The sequence below is a fragment of the Pseudomonas sp. RG1 genome (assembly GCF_025910115.1).
Classification (GTDB): Bacteria; Pseudomonadota; Gammaproteobacteria; order Pseudomonadales; family Pseudomonadaceae; genus Aquipseudomonas; species Aquipseudomonas atacamensis.
On sequence record NZ_JAPCIK010000015.1, the window covers coordinates 16,117 to 29,017 of the forward strand.

A 12,901-nucleotide genomic window follows, 5' to 3' on the forward strand; every position below is an offset into this window, starting at 1 on the left:
ATTCGCGAGCAGGCTCGCTCCCACATTTGATCACGGTCGAATGTGGGAGCGAGCCTGCTCGCGAAGGCGTCTTTGAAACCTCAATAATCATCCCCGCGTGCGGTGATGTCCTTCTCGACCATCGGCGCGTTCGGGTCCTGTCCCTCGGGGAATTTGCCTTTCAGGTTCCAGGCAAACGCGATGATCTCGGCGATGGTGCGATAGAGCTCTTCGGGGATGCTGTCGCCCAGTTCCATCCGCGCCAGCAGGCGCACCAGTTCAGGGTTCTCGTAGATCGGCACTTCGTAATCGCGGGCAATGCGCAGGATTTCTTCGGCCAGTTCCTCGTCGCCCTTGGCGGTGAGGGTCGGGGCGTGGTTGCCGTCATATTTGAGGGCGATGGCCTGGCGTGGGGCAGTGGAATCGTTCATGCGGTTTCGTCGACCCAGCGGTGTTCGAGGCGGGTTTGGTTGCCTTGCGGCGGGGTGCCGTGGTGGCAGTCGAGGTCGCCGACGTTGAGCCCGGAATCGAGCAAGCGCTGGCGCAGGGCGAACAGGTTGTTCTCGATCAGGTCAGCGGTGTACGGACGCTCGGCCCACAGCTGACTGGACAGGCTGCCGGCGATCAGTTGCGCCTGAATCTGCATTGGCCCGAGCGGTTCCAGATCGAAGGCCAGATCGACGCGCCACAGTTGCTGCTTGGTTTCGCGCTCATCGCGGCGTTCGTGCGGCTGCGGTTCGCGCTCCGGCGCTTCTTCACGCTGGAATTTGACCTGCAGCGGCACGATATCTTGCAGGTTGCGCATGGGGATTTCCAGCTGCCAGGTGCTGAGCAGGCGGCCATCGTCGGTGACGCCGGTCTGTTCCAGGCTCGACAACTGATGGCTTTGCAGGCGCGACACCGCTGCGGCGGCGAGGCGCAGCAGTTGTTCGAGATCACCTTCGCCTTCGAGTTTCGCCAGCAGTCGTTCGGGCAACGGGAAGCTGCTGGGCACCGGTTTGGCGCTGACCTGGCCGAGGGTGCCGAGGGCGTTCCGGACGAAACTCGGCAGCGCTTGCGCCAGGGTATTGGCGGCGATGATCGCATTGAAATTGGTGTTGCTCGGCAGGCCCGGAGTCAGTTGCGCGATCAGCTTGAGCAGGTCGGCTTTCATGTCCGGGGCGAGAGTCGGGTTTTGTCCGCCGAGCAATTTCGCTTCGAGGAACGCGCCGCTGTTGGCCAAGGCCAGCGCCACGCCTTTGGCGGTGCTCATTTGCTGCAGGTCCGGCAGGCTGGCAAGCAACTTGTCGACCACCGCGCGCAGATCGGCCGAAGTCTGATCGCTGGATGGCGGCAGGCTCTGCAACAACTTCAGCAAGCCATCGAGCGAGCCCTGACGATTTTGCTGACCGAGCAATTGCTGACTGACCGCCAGTTGCTCCTGACGGCTGCTCAGCGGCACGAATTTGAGGGTCTGCGCATCCTGCACCTGCGCCGACAACAGGGTGCCGATGCGCAGCGGTTGCGGGCTGTCGACGGTCAAGGTGCTGCCGCTCAATGCGGTATTGAGCAGAGTGACCATCGAGCGAAATACCGCCGCTTGCCCCGGCGTCTGCGGCAGGGCTTGTGAGGTCACGACTTTGCCTTGCAGCAGGGTGCCGGCGGGCAATTGCGCGGTATCGATGCGGGTCAGGGTGGCGACGCTGCTGGCGATCGCTTGCTGCACGGTGATTGCCAGATTGCCGGCCGACGGCTGAGTGATCGCCAGGTTGGTGCCCTGTGGCAACGGCAGGTTGCTGCTGGCCTGCACGGTGGTCTGACGGCCGCTGTCGAGGGTCACTTTGAGCAACAATTCAAAGGTCTGATCGGCCTGCTTGAGCGACAACACCTCAGCCTTGGCGCTTTGCCCCGCGCCGATCAAGCCCTCGACCGGCGTCAGCAGCTTGAGCAGTTCACCCATCTGCGGGCGAGCGCTCGCCGGCACGGTGGGCGGCAGCGGGAGGATGTTCATTTCGCCTGTCATACGCGGACACAACCTGAGGAAATTGCGCTCTTGAGAGTAAGGCACGGCATGTATAATGCCGCGCGTCGTGCGCTTCGTTCAAAAAACCTGGCAATTGTTTGATCCAGCTCGCCAGATCGAGCGATCAAAGCGTCTATGCTGCATCTCTTTAACGGCCGCTCCAGAGCCGACTTGAACCGTATAAGGCCCGTGATCCCTTGACCAGTCCTGTCCTGCAAACCATTGCCCTGGCGTGTGAACGCGATCTGCGGCTGCTTTTCGAAAACCTCGAATTGCGCCTGGCCAGTGGTGACATGGTGCAGATCAGCGGCCCCAACGGCAGCGGCAAGACCAGTCTTTTACGTCTGCTCGCCGGTTTGATGCAACCCACCGACGGCCAGGTACTGCTCAACGGTCAGCCGCTGGCCGAGCAACGCAGCGAACTGGCGCGAAACCTGTTGTGGATCGGCCACGCCGCCGGGATCAAGGATCTGCTCACTCCCGAAGAAAACCTGTCGTGGCTGTGCGCCTTGCATCATCCCGCCGAGCGCGAGGCGATCTGGCAGGCGCTGGCAGCGGTAGGATTGCGCGGTTTCGAAGACGTTCCCTGCCACAGTCTTTCCGCCGGCCAACAGCGCCGTGTGGCGCTGGCGCGGTTGTATCTGGACAGCCCGCCGTTGTGGATTCTCGACGAACCTTTCACCGCGCTGGACAAGCAGGGCGTTGCGCAACTGGAAGAGCATCTGGCCGGCCACTGCGAACGCGGCGGTCTGGTGGTGCTGACCACCCACCACACCCTGAGCCGCATGCCGGCCGGTTATCGCGACATCGATCTGGGGAAATGGGCGGTATGAGTGTCTTCGGCCTGCTGCTTGCCCGCGAATCGCGACTGCTGTTCCGCCGCCCGGCGGAGCTGGCCAATCCGCTGATTTTCTTTGCCATCGTCATTGCCCTTTTCCCGCTGGCCGTCGGCCCGGAAACTCAAGTCTTGCAAAACCTGTCCCCGGGGTTAGTCTGGGTGGCGGCGCTGTTGTCGGTCCTGCTGTCGCTGGACGGATTGTTCCGCAGTGATTTCGAAGACGGCTCGCTGGAACAGTGGGTCCTTTCGTCGCACCCGCTGCCGCTTCTGGTCCTGGCCAAGGTGCTGGCACACTGGCTGTTTTCCGGTCTGGCACTGGTGCTGCTGTCGCCGTTGCTGGCGTTGATGCTCGGTTTGCCGGCCGCGTGCCTGCCGGTGCTGCTGCTGTCGTTGCTGTTGGGCACGCCGGTATTGAGCCTGCTCGGCGCAGTCGGTGCGGCGCTGACGGTCGGCCTGAAGCGCGGCGGGCTGTTGCTGGCGCTGCTGATTCTGCCGTTGTACATCCCGGTGTTGATCCTTGGCAGTGGCGCGTTGCAAGCGGCGCTGCAAGGGATGCCGGCGACTGGATACCTGTTGTGGATGGCCAGCCTCACAGCGCTAGCGATCACCCTGACACCCTTTGCAATAGCCGCTGGCCTGAAGATCAGCGTCGGCGAATAATAATGAGGCCTGGTCAAAAATTGACCACTTCTTCCAGAAGAAAGGCATGACCCTCTGCCAGCTCGCGATGATGAGCGGCAACCGTGATGGAAACAGTATGAACTGGACCTGGTTTCACAAGCTCGGCTCGCCCAAGTGGTTCTACGGCATCAGCGGCAAGTTCCTGCCGTGGTTGAGCATTGCAGCGTTGCTGCTGATCGGCGTTGGCGTGGTCTGGGGCCTGGCCTTCGCGCCGCCGGATTACCAGCAAGGCAACAGCTTTCGCATCATCTATATCCACGTACCTGCAGCGATGCTCGCCCAGTCGATCTACGTGATGCTCGCGGTGTGCGGTGTGGTCGGGCTGGTGTGGAAGATGAAACTGGCCGATGTCGCCCTGCAATGCGCCGCACCGATCGGTGCGTGGATGACTGCCGTGGCGCTGGTCACCGGGGCCATCTGGGGCAAGCCGACCTGGGGCTCGTGGTGGGTGTGGGATGCGCGCCTGACCTCGATGCTGATTCTGCTGTTTCTGTATTTCGGCGTGATCGCGCTGGGCAATGCCATCAGCAACCGCGACAGCGCCGCCAAGGCCTGCGCGGTGCTGGCGATTGTTGGCGTGATCAACATTCCGATCATCAAATACTCGGTGGAGTGGTGGAACACCCTGCACCAGGGCGCGACGTTCACCCTCACGGAAAAGCCGGCGATGCCGGCGGAAATGTGGCTGCCGCTGCTGCTGACGGTGCTGGGTTTCTACTGCTTCTTCGGCGCCGTGCTGTTGCTGCGCATGCGTCTTGAAGTGCTCAAGCGCGAGGCCCGCGCCAGTTGGGTGAAGACCGAAGTGCAGCAGAGTCTGGAGGCGGTGCGATGAGTTTTGCTTCATTCGGCGATTTTCTCGCCATGGGCCATCACGGCCTGTATGTCTGGTCGGCCTACGGCATCTGTCTGGCGGTGCTGGCCCTCAACGTGGTGGCGCCGATTGCGGCGCGCAAGCGTTATCTGCAACAAGAGGCGCGTCGTCTGCGCCGGGAGAACGGCAAGTGAATGCGCTGCGCAAAAAACGTCTGATCATCATTCTGGCGATTCTGGTCGGAGTGGGCGCTGCTGTCGGCCTGGCCCTGAGCGCGCTGCAGGAAAACATCAATCTGTTTTACACACCGACGCAGATCGCCAACGGCGAAGCGCCGCAAGACACGCGCATCCGCGCCGGCGGCATGGTCGAGGCCGGTTCGCTGCAACGCTCCAAGGATTCGCTGGACGTCAAATTCGTTGTCACCGATTTCAACAAATCCGTGACCATCGCCTATCGCGGCATCCTCCCGGATCTGTTCCGCGAAGGGCAGGGCATTGTCGCCCTCGGCAAGCTCAATGCTGATGGCGTAGTGGTCGCCGATGAAGTGCTGGCCAAGCACGACGAGAAGTACATGCCGCCGGAAGTGACCAAAGCGCTGAAGGACAGCGGTCAATCCGCGCCGACGCCTGTGAAGGAGGGTTGATCGATGGCCGCCGCACTGTTTATTCCTGAGCTGGGCCATCTGGCGATGATCCTCGCGCTGTGTTTTGCACTGGTCCAAGCGCTGGTGCCGATGCTCGGCGCGTGGCGCGGTGACCGCTTGTGGATGAGCCTGGCGCAACCGGCGGCGTGGGGCCAGTTTGCCTTTCTGCTGTTTGCCTTTGGCTGCCTGACCTACGCGTTCATGACCGACGATTTCTCCGTCGGCTACGTGGCGATGAACTCCAACAGCGCGCTGCCGTGGTACTACAAATTCAGCGCGGTGTGGGGCGCCCACGAAGGTTCGCTGCTGCTGTGGGCGTTGATCCTCGGCGGCTGGACTTTCGCTGTGTCGGTGTTCTCCCGGCAGTTGCCGCAAGTCATGCTCGCCCGCGTCCTGGCGGTGATGGGCATGATCAGCACCGGTTTCCTGCTGTTTCTGATTCTTACCTCGAACCCGTTCTCGCGGATCCTGCCGCAGATTCCCGCCGACGGTCGCGACCTCAACCCGTTGCTGCAAGACATTGGCCTGATCGTGCATCCGCCAATGCTGTACATGGGTTACGTCGGTTTCTCTGTGGCCTTCGCATTTGCCATCGCCGCGCTGCTCGGCGGCCGTCTCGATGCGGCATGGGCGCGCTGGTCGCGGCCATGGACCATCGTCGCCTGGGCTTTCCTCGGTATCGGCATCTCCCTCGGGTCGTGGTGGGCGTATTACGAACTCGGCTGGGGCGGCTGGTGGTTCTGGGACCCAGTGGAAAACGCCTCGTTCATGCCGTGGCTGGTCGGCACCGCGTTGATTCACTCGCTGGCGGTCACCGAAAAGCGCGGCGTGTTCAAGAGCTGGACGGTGTTGCTGGCGATCGCCGCGTTCTCGTTGAGCCTGCTCGGCACCTTCCTCGTACGCTCGGGCGTGCTGACTTCGGTGCATGCCTTCGCCTCGGATCCCGAGCGCGGCGTGTTCATCCTGATTTTCCTGCTGTTCGTGGTGGGCGGTTCGCTGACGCTGTTTGCGCTGCGTGCGCCGGTGGTGAAAAGTCAGGTCGGTTTCAACCTGTGGTCACGCGAGACTTTGCTACTGGGCAATAACCTGGTGCTGGTCGTCGCTGCATCGATGATCCTCCTTGGCACTTTGTATCCGCTGATTCTAGATGCCATCAGCGGCGCCAAGCTCTCGGTCGGCCCGCCATACTTCAATGCGTTGTTCATTCCGTTGATGGCGTTGCTGATGCTGGTCATGGCGGTCGGCGTGATCGTGCGCTGGAAGGACACGCCAGTGAAATGGCTGGCGAGCATGCTCACTCCGGTGCTGCTCGGCAGCGTCGCACTGGCCGTGGTGGCCGGCGTGGCCTATGGCGATTTCAACTGGGCAGTGATCGCGACGTTCCTGCTGGCGGCGTGGGTGTTGCTCGCCGGCGTGCGCGATCTGTTCGACAAGACCCGGCACAAAGGCCTGATCAAAGGTTTGCCGACGCTGACCCGCAGTTATTGGGGCATGCAGATCGCCCACCTCGGCATCGCCGTGTGCGCGCTGGGCGTGGTGTTGTCGAGCCAGAACAGTGCCGAGCGCGACCTGCGTCTGGCGCCGGGCGAGTCGATGGACCTGGCCGGCTATCAATTCGTGTTCGAAGGCGCCAAGCATTTCGAAGGGCCGAATTTCATCTCGGACAAAGGCACCATCCGCGTCATTCGTGACGGCAAGGAAATCAGCGTGCTGCACCCGGAAAAACGTCTGTACACAGTGCAGAACTCGGTGATGACCGAAGCCGGCATCGATGCCGGTTTCACCCGCGATCTCTACGTCGCCCTCGGCGAGCCGCTGGATAACGGCGCCTGGGCCGTGCGCGTACACGTCAAACCGTTCGTGCGCTGGATCTGGTTCGGCGGCTTGCTCACCGGATTGGGTGGTTTGCTGGCGGCGCTGGATCGGCGTTATCGGGTCAAGGTGAAAAGCAAAGTGCGCGAAGCGCTGGGCATGACGGGAGCGGCGGCATGAGGCGTTGGTTGATGTTGTTGCCGCTGGCGATATTTCTGCTGGTGGCGGTGTTTCTTTATCGCGGGCTGTATCTGGATCCGGCGGAGCTGCCGTCGGCGATGATCGACAAGCCGTTCCCGGAGTTTTCCCTGCCGAGTGTGCAGGGTGACAAGACGCTGACCAAGGCCGACATCCTCGGCAAGCCGGCGCTGGTCAATGTCTGGGGCACCTGGTGCATCTCCTGCCGCGTCGAGCACCCGGTGCTGAACAAACTCGCCGAGCGCGGCGTGGTGATCTACGGCATCAACTACAAGGACACCAATGCCGACGCCTTGAAGTGGCTGGCCGAGTTTCACAATCCGTATGCGCTGGATATTCGTGACGACGAAGGTTCGCTGGGCTTGAATCTTGGTGTCTACGGCGCGCCGGAAACCTTCTTTATCGACGCCAAAGGCGTCATCCGCGACAAGTTCGTCGGGGTGATCGACGAGCAGGTCTGGCGCGAAAAACTCGCAGCCAAGTATCAGGCGCTGGTCGATGAGGCCAAGCCATGAAGGGTTTTCTCGCAGCGGTGGTGCTGGGTTTGAGCCTGGCCGGTGTCGCCCACGCGGCCATCGACACCTACGAATTTGCCAAAGAGGGCGACCGCGAGCGTTTCCGCGAACTGACCAAGGAACTGCGCTGCCCCAAATGCCAGAACCAGGACATTGCCGACTCCAACGCGCCGATCGCCGCCGACCTGCGCAAAGAGATTTTCCGCATGCTCGGCGAGGGCAAGGACAATCAGCAGATCATCGACTTCATGGTCGATCGCTACGGTGATTTCGTCCGCTACAAACCGGCGCTCAATGCCAAAACCGCGCTGCTGTGGTTCGGCCCGGCCGGGCTGCTGCTCGGTGGTTTCGTGGTGATCGCGCTGATCGTGCGCAGGCGTCGCGGGCAGCGTGCCGAAACGCCGTCATCGCTGTCTGCCGAAGAACGTCAGCGTCTCGACCAACTGTTGGATAAAAACCAAGAATGATTGATTTCTGGCTCGCCGCAGGGCTGTTGCTTCTGGTCGCCCTGAGTTTTCTGCTGATCCCGGTACTGCGCGAACGCCGCGCCCAGCGGGAAGAAGATCGCACCGCGTTGAACGTCGCGCTGTACCAGGAACGGGTGGCCGAGCTGCAAGCGCAGCAGGCCGAGGGCGTGCTCGACGCCGCGCAACTGGACAGCGGCCGCGCGGAAGCTGCGCGTGAACTGCTCGCCGACACCGAAGGCGCCGCCGCGCCGCGTGTCTCGCGTCTGGGTAAACCGTTGCCGCTGCTGGCCGCTGTGCTGGTACCGGTGCTGGGCCTCGGTCTGTACCTGCATTTCGGCGCCGCCGACAAGGTCGAACTGACCCGCGAATTCGCTCAGGCACCGCAGTCGATGGAAGAGATGACCCAGCGTCTGGAACGTGCGGTCGCCGCACAACCGGATTCCGCTGAAGGTCTGTATTTCCTCGGCCGTACCTACATGGCTCAGGACCGCCCGGCAGACGCGGCGAAGATGTTCGAACGCGCCGCCAACCTCGCCGGTCGCCAGCCGGAGCTGCTCGGCCAGTGGGCGCAGGCGCAGTATTTTGCTGACGGTAAAAAGTGGTCGGAGCAGATTCAGAAACTGACCGACGAAGCGCTGAAGGCTGATCCGAAAGAAGTCACCAGCCTCGGCCTGCTCGGCATCGCTGCGTTCGAAGGCGAGCGTTATCAGGAAGCCATCGACTACTGGAATCGCCTGCTCGCGCAACTGCCGCCGGATGACAACTCTCGCGCTGCGTTGCAAGGCGGCATCGAGCGTGCCGCCGAACGCCTGAAAGCCAGCGGTGGCAAGGTTGCCGAGGCACCGGCGCCGAAAGCTGCATTGCTGAAAGTCAGCGTCGATCTGGCCAGCGAACTCAAAGGCAAGGTGCAACCGGACGACAGCGTGTTCATCTTCGCCCGCGCCACTTCTGGCCCACCGGCGCCGCTGGCGGCGAAACGCCTGACCGTGGCTGACCTGCCGGTGACCGTCGAACTGGGCGATGCCGACGCAATGATGCCGCAGTTGAAACTGTCCAACTTCCCTGAAGTCCAACTGGTTGCGCGCATCTCACGGTCCGGTCAACCGACTGCCGGTGAGTGGATCGGTCGCAGCGGCCCATTGGCCAGCAGCACCACAGCGCTCCAAAAACTGACCATCGACAGCCCGGACAAGTAACCGGACCCAACAGGAAAGCACCGCCATGCACACCATCGCCCGCATCACAGTCCTCACACTGGCCCTGGGCTTGAGTGCATGTGCGGTACAACGCCCGGAACCGACCACCAGCCTGCCGCCGATCCCGCCGTCTCAGCCAAGCCCGACCCCGTCGACCTCGCCAAGCCCCGGCAAGAGCATCCCGGCCAAACCCGCCAAGCCCGTGCCACGTACCTCGGCCAGCTTCGCCCCGCCACCGGGCGGAAACAGCCACTGGGACCAGAAGCTCGGCGTCTACGTGCTCGACGACCAGACCAACACCTTCTACCGCCAGCGCACCTACTACCGCTGGAACAACGGCTGGAGCCGCTCGGTCAGCCCCAACGGCCCGTGGGAAGACACCAACATCCACGGCGTCCCGCCGGGGTTGGGCAAGAAGTTCGGGCAGTGATGAGAAACGGCGATCTTGGGATCGTCGTTTTTTTTTGCGTCTGATTTTCAGAGAATCGCACGATAGTTACCTAACGCCTTTACCGACTCGACCAATCCTTGCCGTTGGAGAAAGCCAAGATATTTGTCCACCTCCACACTGGGCGTTTTCAATTGCCGTCGCTGGCTTTGAGCCGCAGCGACGACGGCAGCCGAATCAAGATGGAAAAGGTTTTCCACAAACTCATCCGGGTGCTGAGCTTCAATGCCGTATGGCGCGAGGTGACGGGTGGGGAAATCTTTCAGGTTGAACGTCACTATTACATCGGCACCGCATCGGATTGCGGCCGCTAGAACATGGCGGTCGTTCTCATCAGGCAGTGTCAGGCCTGACACCAGGTCTTCATAGCCATCGATACACGCGTCTGGAATGGCCAGGTCCATCAATTGTGATGTGCGATCGAGTTGTTCGAGGGTCAGGTCGGACCTGTTTTTCAATAAATTACGCTTCCATTCGTGGTGTATTTCCTGAGTCCAGCGAGCCCGATACAGCCCTGACAAAGCGAGCCACATCAGGAAATCTCTTAAAGGGGCCGGATATAAAACGCATGCATCGTATACAGCAGTGAAAGAGGAATGCCTCACTCGTATCCTGTCCTTAGCGCCTGTGCCTGCTCCGCGAGAAGCATCATTGCCTGCTCGCTGGCGGTGTCTCGCCGGGTTTTATATTCCATCAGATCGGCAAAACGCACACGTCGGTGCTTGCCTGTTTTGTGGTAGGAAATCTCACCGCTCTCCAGCAGTTTGATCATGTGCGGACGTGAGACGTTGAGCAGATCGGCAGCTTCCTGCGTGGTCAGCTCCGCGTGGATCGGTACCACCTTCACAGCGTTGCCCTGCGCCAGCGCCGCGAGGATATCGCTCAGCAAGCGCAACGCCGATGTTGGCAGCTCGACGCTGTGGGCTTCGTTCTGTTCATCAAAAATCTGGATTCGCTGAGTTTCAAAACCGCTTGCGAGAAATGCGGTCAGGGCGCGCTGGCCTTCAATCGCGGCTTTGACCTCACGTTCGACGGGCAGATTGATGGCAGATGGAGTAGCGGTGGTCATAAGACTGTTCCAGCATTGTAAGGAAGATCTGCGGACGTTATTCGAATCAAACGAAATTCGCAATAAACGAAACAGTTACAGGAATACTTTGTAAAACAACCGACCATCACTCCGCCCCATTCTGTGCTTGAGTAAAGATAACTCTAGAGTTACTTTTAATGGGCCAGACCAAGGAGGCGGTTGGTGCAGAGCAGGCTATTGATGAAGGAGCTGGAGGAGGCGGGCTGGACGCTGGATCGGGTTGCGGGCAATCATCACATCTTCACTCATCGTTACAACCCGAACACGATTGCCGTCCCGCATCCGCAAAAGGATTTACCGCTGGGGACAGTCAAAAGCATTCGGCGGCGCGCGGGGTTATTCAGCCTGCCAACCCGTCATGAAGGAGATCCGTAATGCAATATCCCATCTGCATCGAGTGGGGTGACGAGAACACTGCCATCGGCATTCAGATCCCCGATATTCCCGGCGCAGTCACGGCCGGGGACAGCTTTGAGGAGGCCTACAACGCGGCCGTGGAAGTGGCTCACCTCATGCTGCAGGAGATCGCGGCGGCCGGTCAGGCGATTCCGATGCCGACCTCGGCAGCGGCGCATCGCAATCATCCGGATTTTGCCGAGATGGGCTGGGGCATGCTGGAGCTGGATATCTCGCCGTACCTGGGCAAGACCGAAAAGGTCAACGTTACGCTGCCCGGCTATGTGATTCAGCGTATTGATCGCTATGTACGCGAGCACAACGTCAAAAGCCGCTCCTCGTTTCTGGCGGATGCGGCGATGGAGAAACTGGTTCGGTATTGAGGGGCTGCGCAATTGTGGGAGCGAGCCTGCTTGCGAAAGCGCTGTGTCAGTCGGTGCAAACATGATCTGAACTGATGCCTTCGCGAGCAGGCTCGCTCCCACACTGGTTTTGTGCATTGCAGTGATTCGAAGGTCACCCAAAACCTGTGGGAGCGAGCTTGCTCGCGAAGCTTTTGAAGCCTTAAGCCGTGGCCAATGAAGCGCGTCGTGAAACACTCAGAAACCGCACCAACGCCAACAACGGAAACACGCTGCCAACAATCACGATCCACAACCAGCCGCCATGCTCGTACACCGCGCTGGCCACCGACGAGCCGAAGGCGCCGCCGATAAAGATGCTGGTCATGTACAGCGCGTTCAAACGGCCACGACTTTTCGCGTCCAGCGAGTACACCGCGCGTTGGCCGAGGACCATGTTCATCTGCACGCAGAAGTCCAGCACCACGCCGGTCACGGCCAGGCCGATGACGCTGTAGGCCGGGTGAATGAAGGCGGGGAGAAAGCTCAGGCTGGCGAAGAGCATGGCCAGCAGCGAGGCGATGCGTGTGTGACCGGCATCGGCGAGGCGGCCGCTGATTGGCGCGGCGATGGCACCGATGGCGCCCACCAGAGCGAAGATCGCGATTTCGCTTTGCGACAGGCCATGGTTGCGCGCCAGTTCCAGTGGCACGGCGGTCCAGAACAGGCTGAACGTGGCAAACATGCAACCCTGGTAAAACGCCCGCTGACGCAGCACCGGTTGCTGGCGCAGCAGTGTCCACAGCGAGCCGATCAATTGGCCATAAGTTGCGCTGTGATCCGGCTGGCGCTTGGGCACGGTCAGCGCCAGCACCACGCTGATTGCCGCCATCAACGCTGCGGCGATCATGAACATGGCGCGCCAGCCGAGGTGATCGGCGACCACACTCGACACCGGTCGCGCCAACAGAATGCCCAGCAGCAAACCGCCCATGATCCCGCCCACCACGCGACCACGGGATTCTTCCGGCGCCAGATGCGCGGCCAGCGGAATCAGGATCTGCACCGACACCGAGCTGAAGCCGACCAGCAGCGAGATCAGCAGGAACACGTTCGGCTGTTCAGTGAACGCGGCGCCAAGCAGACTGGCGATCGCCACGACCGTGGTGATGATCATCAGCCGCCGGTTTTCCAGCAGATCCCCCAATGGCACCAGAAAGAACAGGCCCAACGCATAGCCGATCTGCGTCAGCGAGACGATGAAACTGGCCATGGTGTCGGAGAGGCCGATGTCCGGCGCGATCAGGCCAATAATCGGTTGTGCATAGTAGATGTTGGCAACAATGGCGCCGCAGCAAAACGCGAACAGCAGGACCATGCCTCGGGTCATTGCGTGAGGAGTGGTGGTCATAGGGGATCTCGGGTCGGGCACAGGAAAGGGCTGAGGCTAATGGACAACGTGGACTGGCAGAAGACGTTTT

General features: G+C 61.2%; 17 protein-coding genes. 12 read left to right on the top strand and 5 right to left on the bottom strand.

All coding sequences use genetic code 11. The annotated features are described in order from the left end of the window. Nucleotides 1-80: 80 nt before the first annotated feature. Together OK411_RS09035 and OK411_RS09040 are read right to left on the bottom strand one after the other, a co-directional pair. Nucleotides 81-410 carry an EscU/YscU/HrcU family type III secretion system export apparatus switch protein gene (locus tag OK411_RS09035; protein WP_016770586.1) on the bottom strand — a complete coding sequence of 110 codons (330 nt, stop codon included), beginning with the start codon at nt 408-410 and terminating at the stop codon, nt 81-83. Next, entirely contained in the window at nt 407-1,981 is a 1,575-nt protein-coding gene (locus OK411_RS09040; protein WP_264364760.1) for a flagellar hook-length control protein FliK, read from the bottom strand. Before OK411_RS09040 ends, OK411_RS09035 begins: the two co-directional genes overlap by 4 nt. Nucleotides 1,982-2,178: 197 nt before the next feature. On the opposite strand from OK411_RS09040, the gene ccmA reads away from it, so the two are divergent. From ccmA to OK411_RS09090, 10 genes are all read left to right on the top strand, one after another. Then, on the top strand, nt 2,179-2,814 hold the full coding sequence (gene ccmA / locus OK411_RS09045) for a cytochrome c biogenesis heme-transporting ATPase CcmA (RefSeq protein ID WP_217879546.1): 636 nt from the start codon (nt 2,179-2,181) through the stop codon (nt 2,812-2,814). Beyond that, nucleotides 2,811-3,479: a heme exporter protein CcmB gene (ccmB, locus tag OK411_RS09050; RefSeq protein ID WP_039763615.1), complete on the top strand. Its 669-nt coding sequence runs from the start codon at nt 2,811-2,813 to the stop codon at nt 3,477-3,479. Before ccmA ends, ccmB begins: the two co-directional genes overlap by 4 nt. Nucleotides 3,480-3,576: 97 nt before the next feature. Further along, the gene (locus OK411_RS09055; RefSeq protein WP_122611635.1) at nt 3,577-4,332 is read left to right on the top strand and encodes a heme ABC transporter permease; all 756 of its coding nucleotides are present in this window, start codon (nt 3,577-3,579) and stop codon (nt 4,330-4,332) included. Next, nucleotides 4,329-4,505, top strand: a complete 177-nt coding sequence (ccmD, locus tag OK411_RS09060; RefSeq protein WP_016771045.1) for a heme exporter protein CcmD — start codon at nt 4,329-4,331, stop codon at nt 4,503-4,505. The genes OK411_RS09055 and ccmD overlap by 4 nt, the downstream gene beginning before the upstream one ends. Next, nucleotides 4,502-4,957, top strand: a complete 456-nt coding sequence (gene ccmE, locus OK411_RS09065; protein WP_016771044.1) for a cytochrome c maturation protein CcmE — start codon at nt 4,502-4,504, stop codon at nt 4,955-4,957. Before ccmD ends, ccmE begins: the two co-directional genes overlap by 4 nt. A gap of 3 nt (nt 4,958-4,960) precedes the next feature. After that, entirely contained in the window at nt 4,961-6,949 is a 1,989-nt protein-coding gene (locus OK411_RS09070; protein WP_217879547.1) for a heme lyase CcmF/NrfE family subunit, read from the top strand. Beyond that, complete coding sequence (locus tag OK411_RS09075; protein WP_217879548.1) at nt 6,946-7,482, top strand: DsbE family thiol:disulfide interchange protein; 537 nt, start codon at nt 6,946-6,948, stop codon at nt 7,480-7,482. The genes OK411_RS09070 and OK411_RS09075 overlap by 4 nt, the downstream gene beginning before the upstream one ends. Beyond that, nucleotides 7,479-7,949, top strand: a complete 471-nt coding sequence (locus tag OK411_RS09080; RefSeq protein ID WP_073472741.1) for a cytochrome c-type biogenesis protein — start codon at nt 7,479-7,481, stop codon at nt 7,947-7,949. The genes OK411_RS09075 and OK411_RS09080 overlap by 4 nt, the downstream gene beginning before the upstream one ends. Then, nucleotides 7,946-9,145: a c-type cytochrome biogenesis protein CcmI gene (gene ccmI, locus OK411_RS09085; RefSeq protein WP_217879549.1), complete on the top strand. Its 1,200-nt coding sequence runs from the start codon at nt 7,946-7,948 to the stop codon at nt 9,143-9,145. Before OK411_RS09080 ends, ccmI begins: the two co-directional genes overlap by 4 nt. Nucleotides 9,146-9,170: 25 nt before the next feature. After that, nucleotides 9,171-9,575: a hypothetical protein gene (locus OK411_RS09090; protein WP_016771039.1), complete on the top strand. Its 405-nt coding sequence runs from the start codon at nt 9,171-9,173 to the stop codon at nt 9,573-9,575. Between the two features lie 47 nt (nt 9,576-9,622). Here OK411_RS09090 and OK411_RS09095 read toward each other — a convergent pair whose 3' ends face one another. After that, complete coding sequence (locus tag OK411_RS09095; RefSeq protein ID WP_038860473.1) at nt 9,623-10,198, bottom strand: PIN domain-containing protein; 576 nt, start codon at nt 10,196-10,198, stop codon at nt 9,623-9,625. Then, nucleotides 10,195-10,662 carry a helix-turn-helix domain-containing protein gene (locus OK411_RS09100; RefSeq protein WP_095180734.1) on the bottom strand — a complete coding sequence of 156 codons (468 nt, stop codon included), beginning with the start codon at nt 10,660-10,662 and terminating at the stop codon, nt 10,195-10,197. Before OK411_RS09100 ends, OK411_RS09095 begins: the two co-directional genes overlap by 4 nt. A gap of 183 nt (nt 10,663-10,845) precedes the next feature. On the opposite strand from OK411_RS09100, the gene OK411_RS09105 reads away from it, so the two are divergent. Both OK411_RS09105 and OK411_RS09110 read left to right on the top strand, forming a co-directional pair. Then, on the top strand, nt 10,846-11,058 hold the full coding sequence (locus OK411_RS09105; RefSeq protein ID WP_264364761.1) for a type II toxin-antitoxin system HicA family toxin: 213 nt from the start codon (nt 10,846-10,848) through the stop codon (nt 11,056-11,058). Further along, the gene (locus OK411_RS09110; RefSeq protein ID WP_016771035.1) at nt 11,058-11,462 is read left to right on the top strand and encodes a type II toxin-antitoxin system HicB family antitoxin; all 405 of its coding nucleotides are present in this window, start codon (nt 11,058-11,060) and stop codon (nt 11,460-11,462) included. The genes OK411_RS09105 and OK411_RS09110 overlap by 1 nt, the downstream gene beginning before the upstream one ends. Before the next feature lie 181 nt (nt 11,463-11,643). On the opposite strand, the gene OK411_RS09115 is transcribed toward OK411_RS09110, so the two are convergent. Continuing rightward, nucleotides 11,644-12,831, bottom strand: a complete 1,188-nt coding sequence (locus tag OK411_RS09115) for an MFS transporter (protein WP_110645084.1) — start codon at nt 12,829-12,831, stop codon at nt 11,644-11,646. Nucleotides 12,832-12,901 lie beyond the last annotated feature (70 nt).

Bases quoted from the DNA above. Each gene is read 5' to 3' on its own strand.
- OK411_RS09055 (WP_122611635.1), top strand. From the start codon at position 3,577: ATGAACTGGACCTGGTTTCACAAGCTCGGCTCGCCCAAGTGGTTCTAC.
- OK411_RS09035 (WP_016770586.1), bottom strand. From the start codon at position 410: ATGAACGATTCCACTGCCCCACGCCAGGCCATCGCCCTCAAATATGAC.
- OK411_RS09040 (WP_264364760.1), bottom strand. From the start codon at position 1,981: ATGACAGGCGAAATGAACATCCTCCCGCTGCCGCCCACCGTGCCGGCG.
- OK411_RS09100 (WP_095180734.1), bottom strand. From the start codon at position 10,662: ATGACCACCGCTACTCCATCTGCCATCAATCTGCCCGTCGAACGTGAG.
- ccmI (WP_217879549.1), top strand. From the start codon at position 7,946: ATGATTGATTTCTGGCTCGCCGCAGGGCTGTTGCTTCTGGTCGCCCTG.
- OK411_RS09110 (WP_016771035.1), top strand. From the start codon at position 11,058: ATGCAATATCCCATCTGCATCGAGTGGGGTGACGAGAACACTGCCATC.
- OK411_RS09075 (WP_217879548.1), top strand. From the start codon at position 6,946: ATGAGGCGTTGGTTGATGTTGTTGCCGCTGGCGATATTTCTGCTGGTG.
- OK411_RS09080 (WP_073472741.1), top strand. From the start codon at position 7,479: ATGAAGGGTTTTCTCGCAGCGGTGGTGCTGGGTTTGAGCCTGGCCGGT.
- OK411_RS09115 (WP_110645084.1), bottom strand. From the start codon at position 12,831: ATGACCACCACTCCTCACGCAATGACCCGAGGCATGGTCCTGCTGTTC.
- ccmD (WP_016771045.1), top strand. From the start codon at position 4,329: ATGAGTTTTGCTTCATTCGGCGATTTTCTCGCCATGGGCCATCACGGC.
- ccmB (WP_039763615.1), top strand. From the start codon at position 2,811: ATGAGTGTCTTCGGCCTGCTGCTTGCCCGCGAATCGCGACTGCTGTTC.
- OK411_RS09090 (WP_016771039.1), top strand. From the start codon at position 9,171: ATGCACACCATCGCCCGCATCACAGTCCTCACACTGGCCCTGGGCTTG.
- OK411_RS09070 (WP_217879547.1), top strand. From the start codon at position 4,961: ATGGCCGCCGCACTGTTTATTCCTGAGCTGGGCCATCTGGCGATGATC.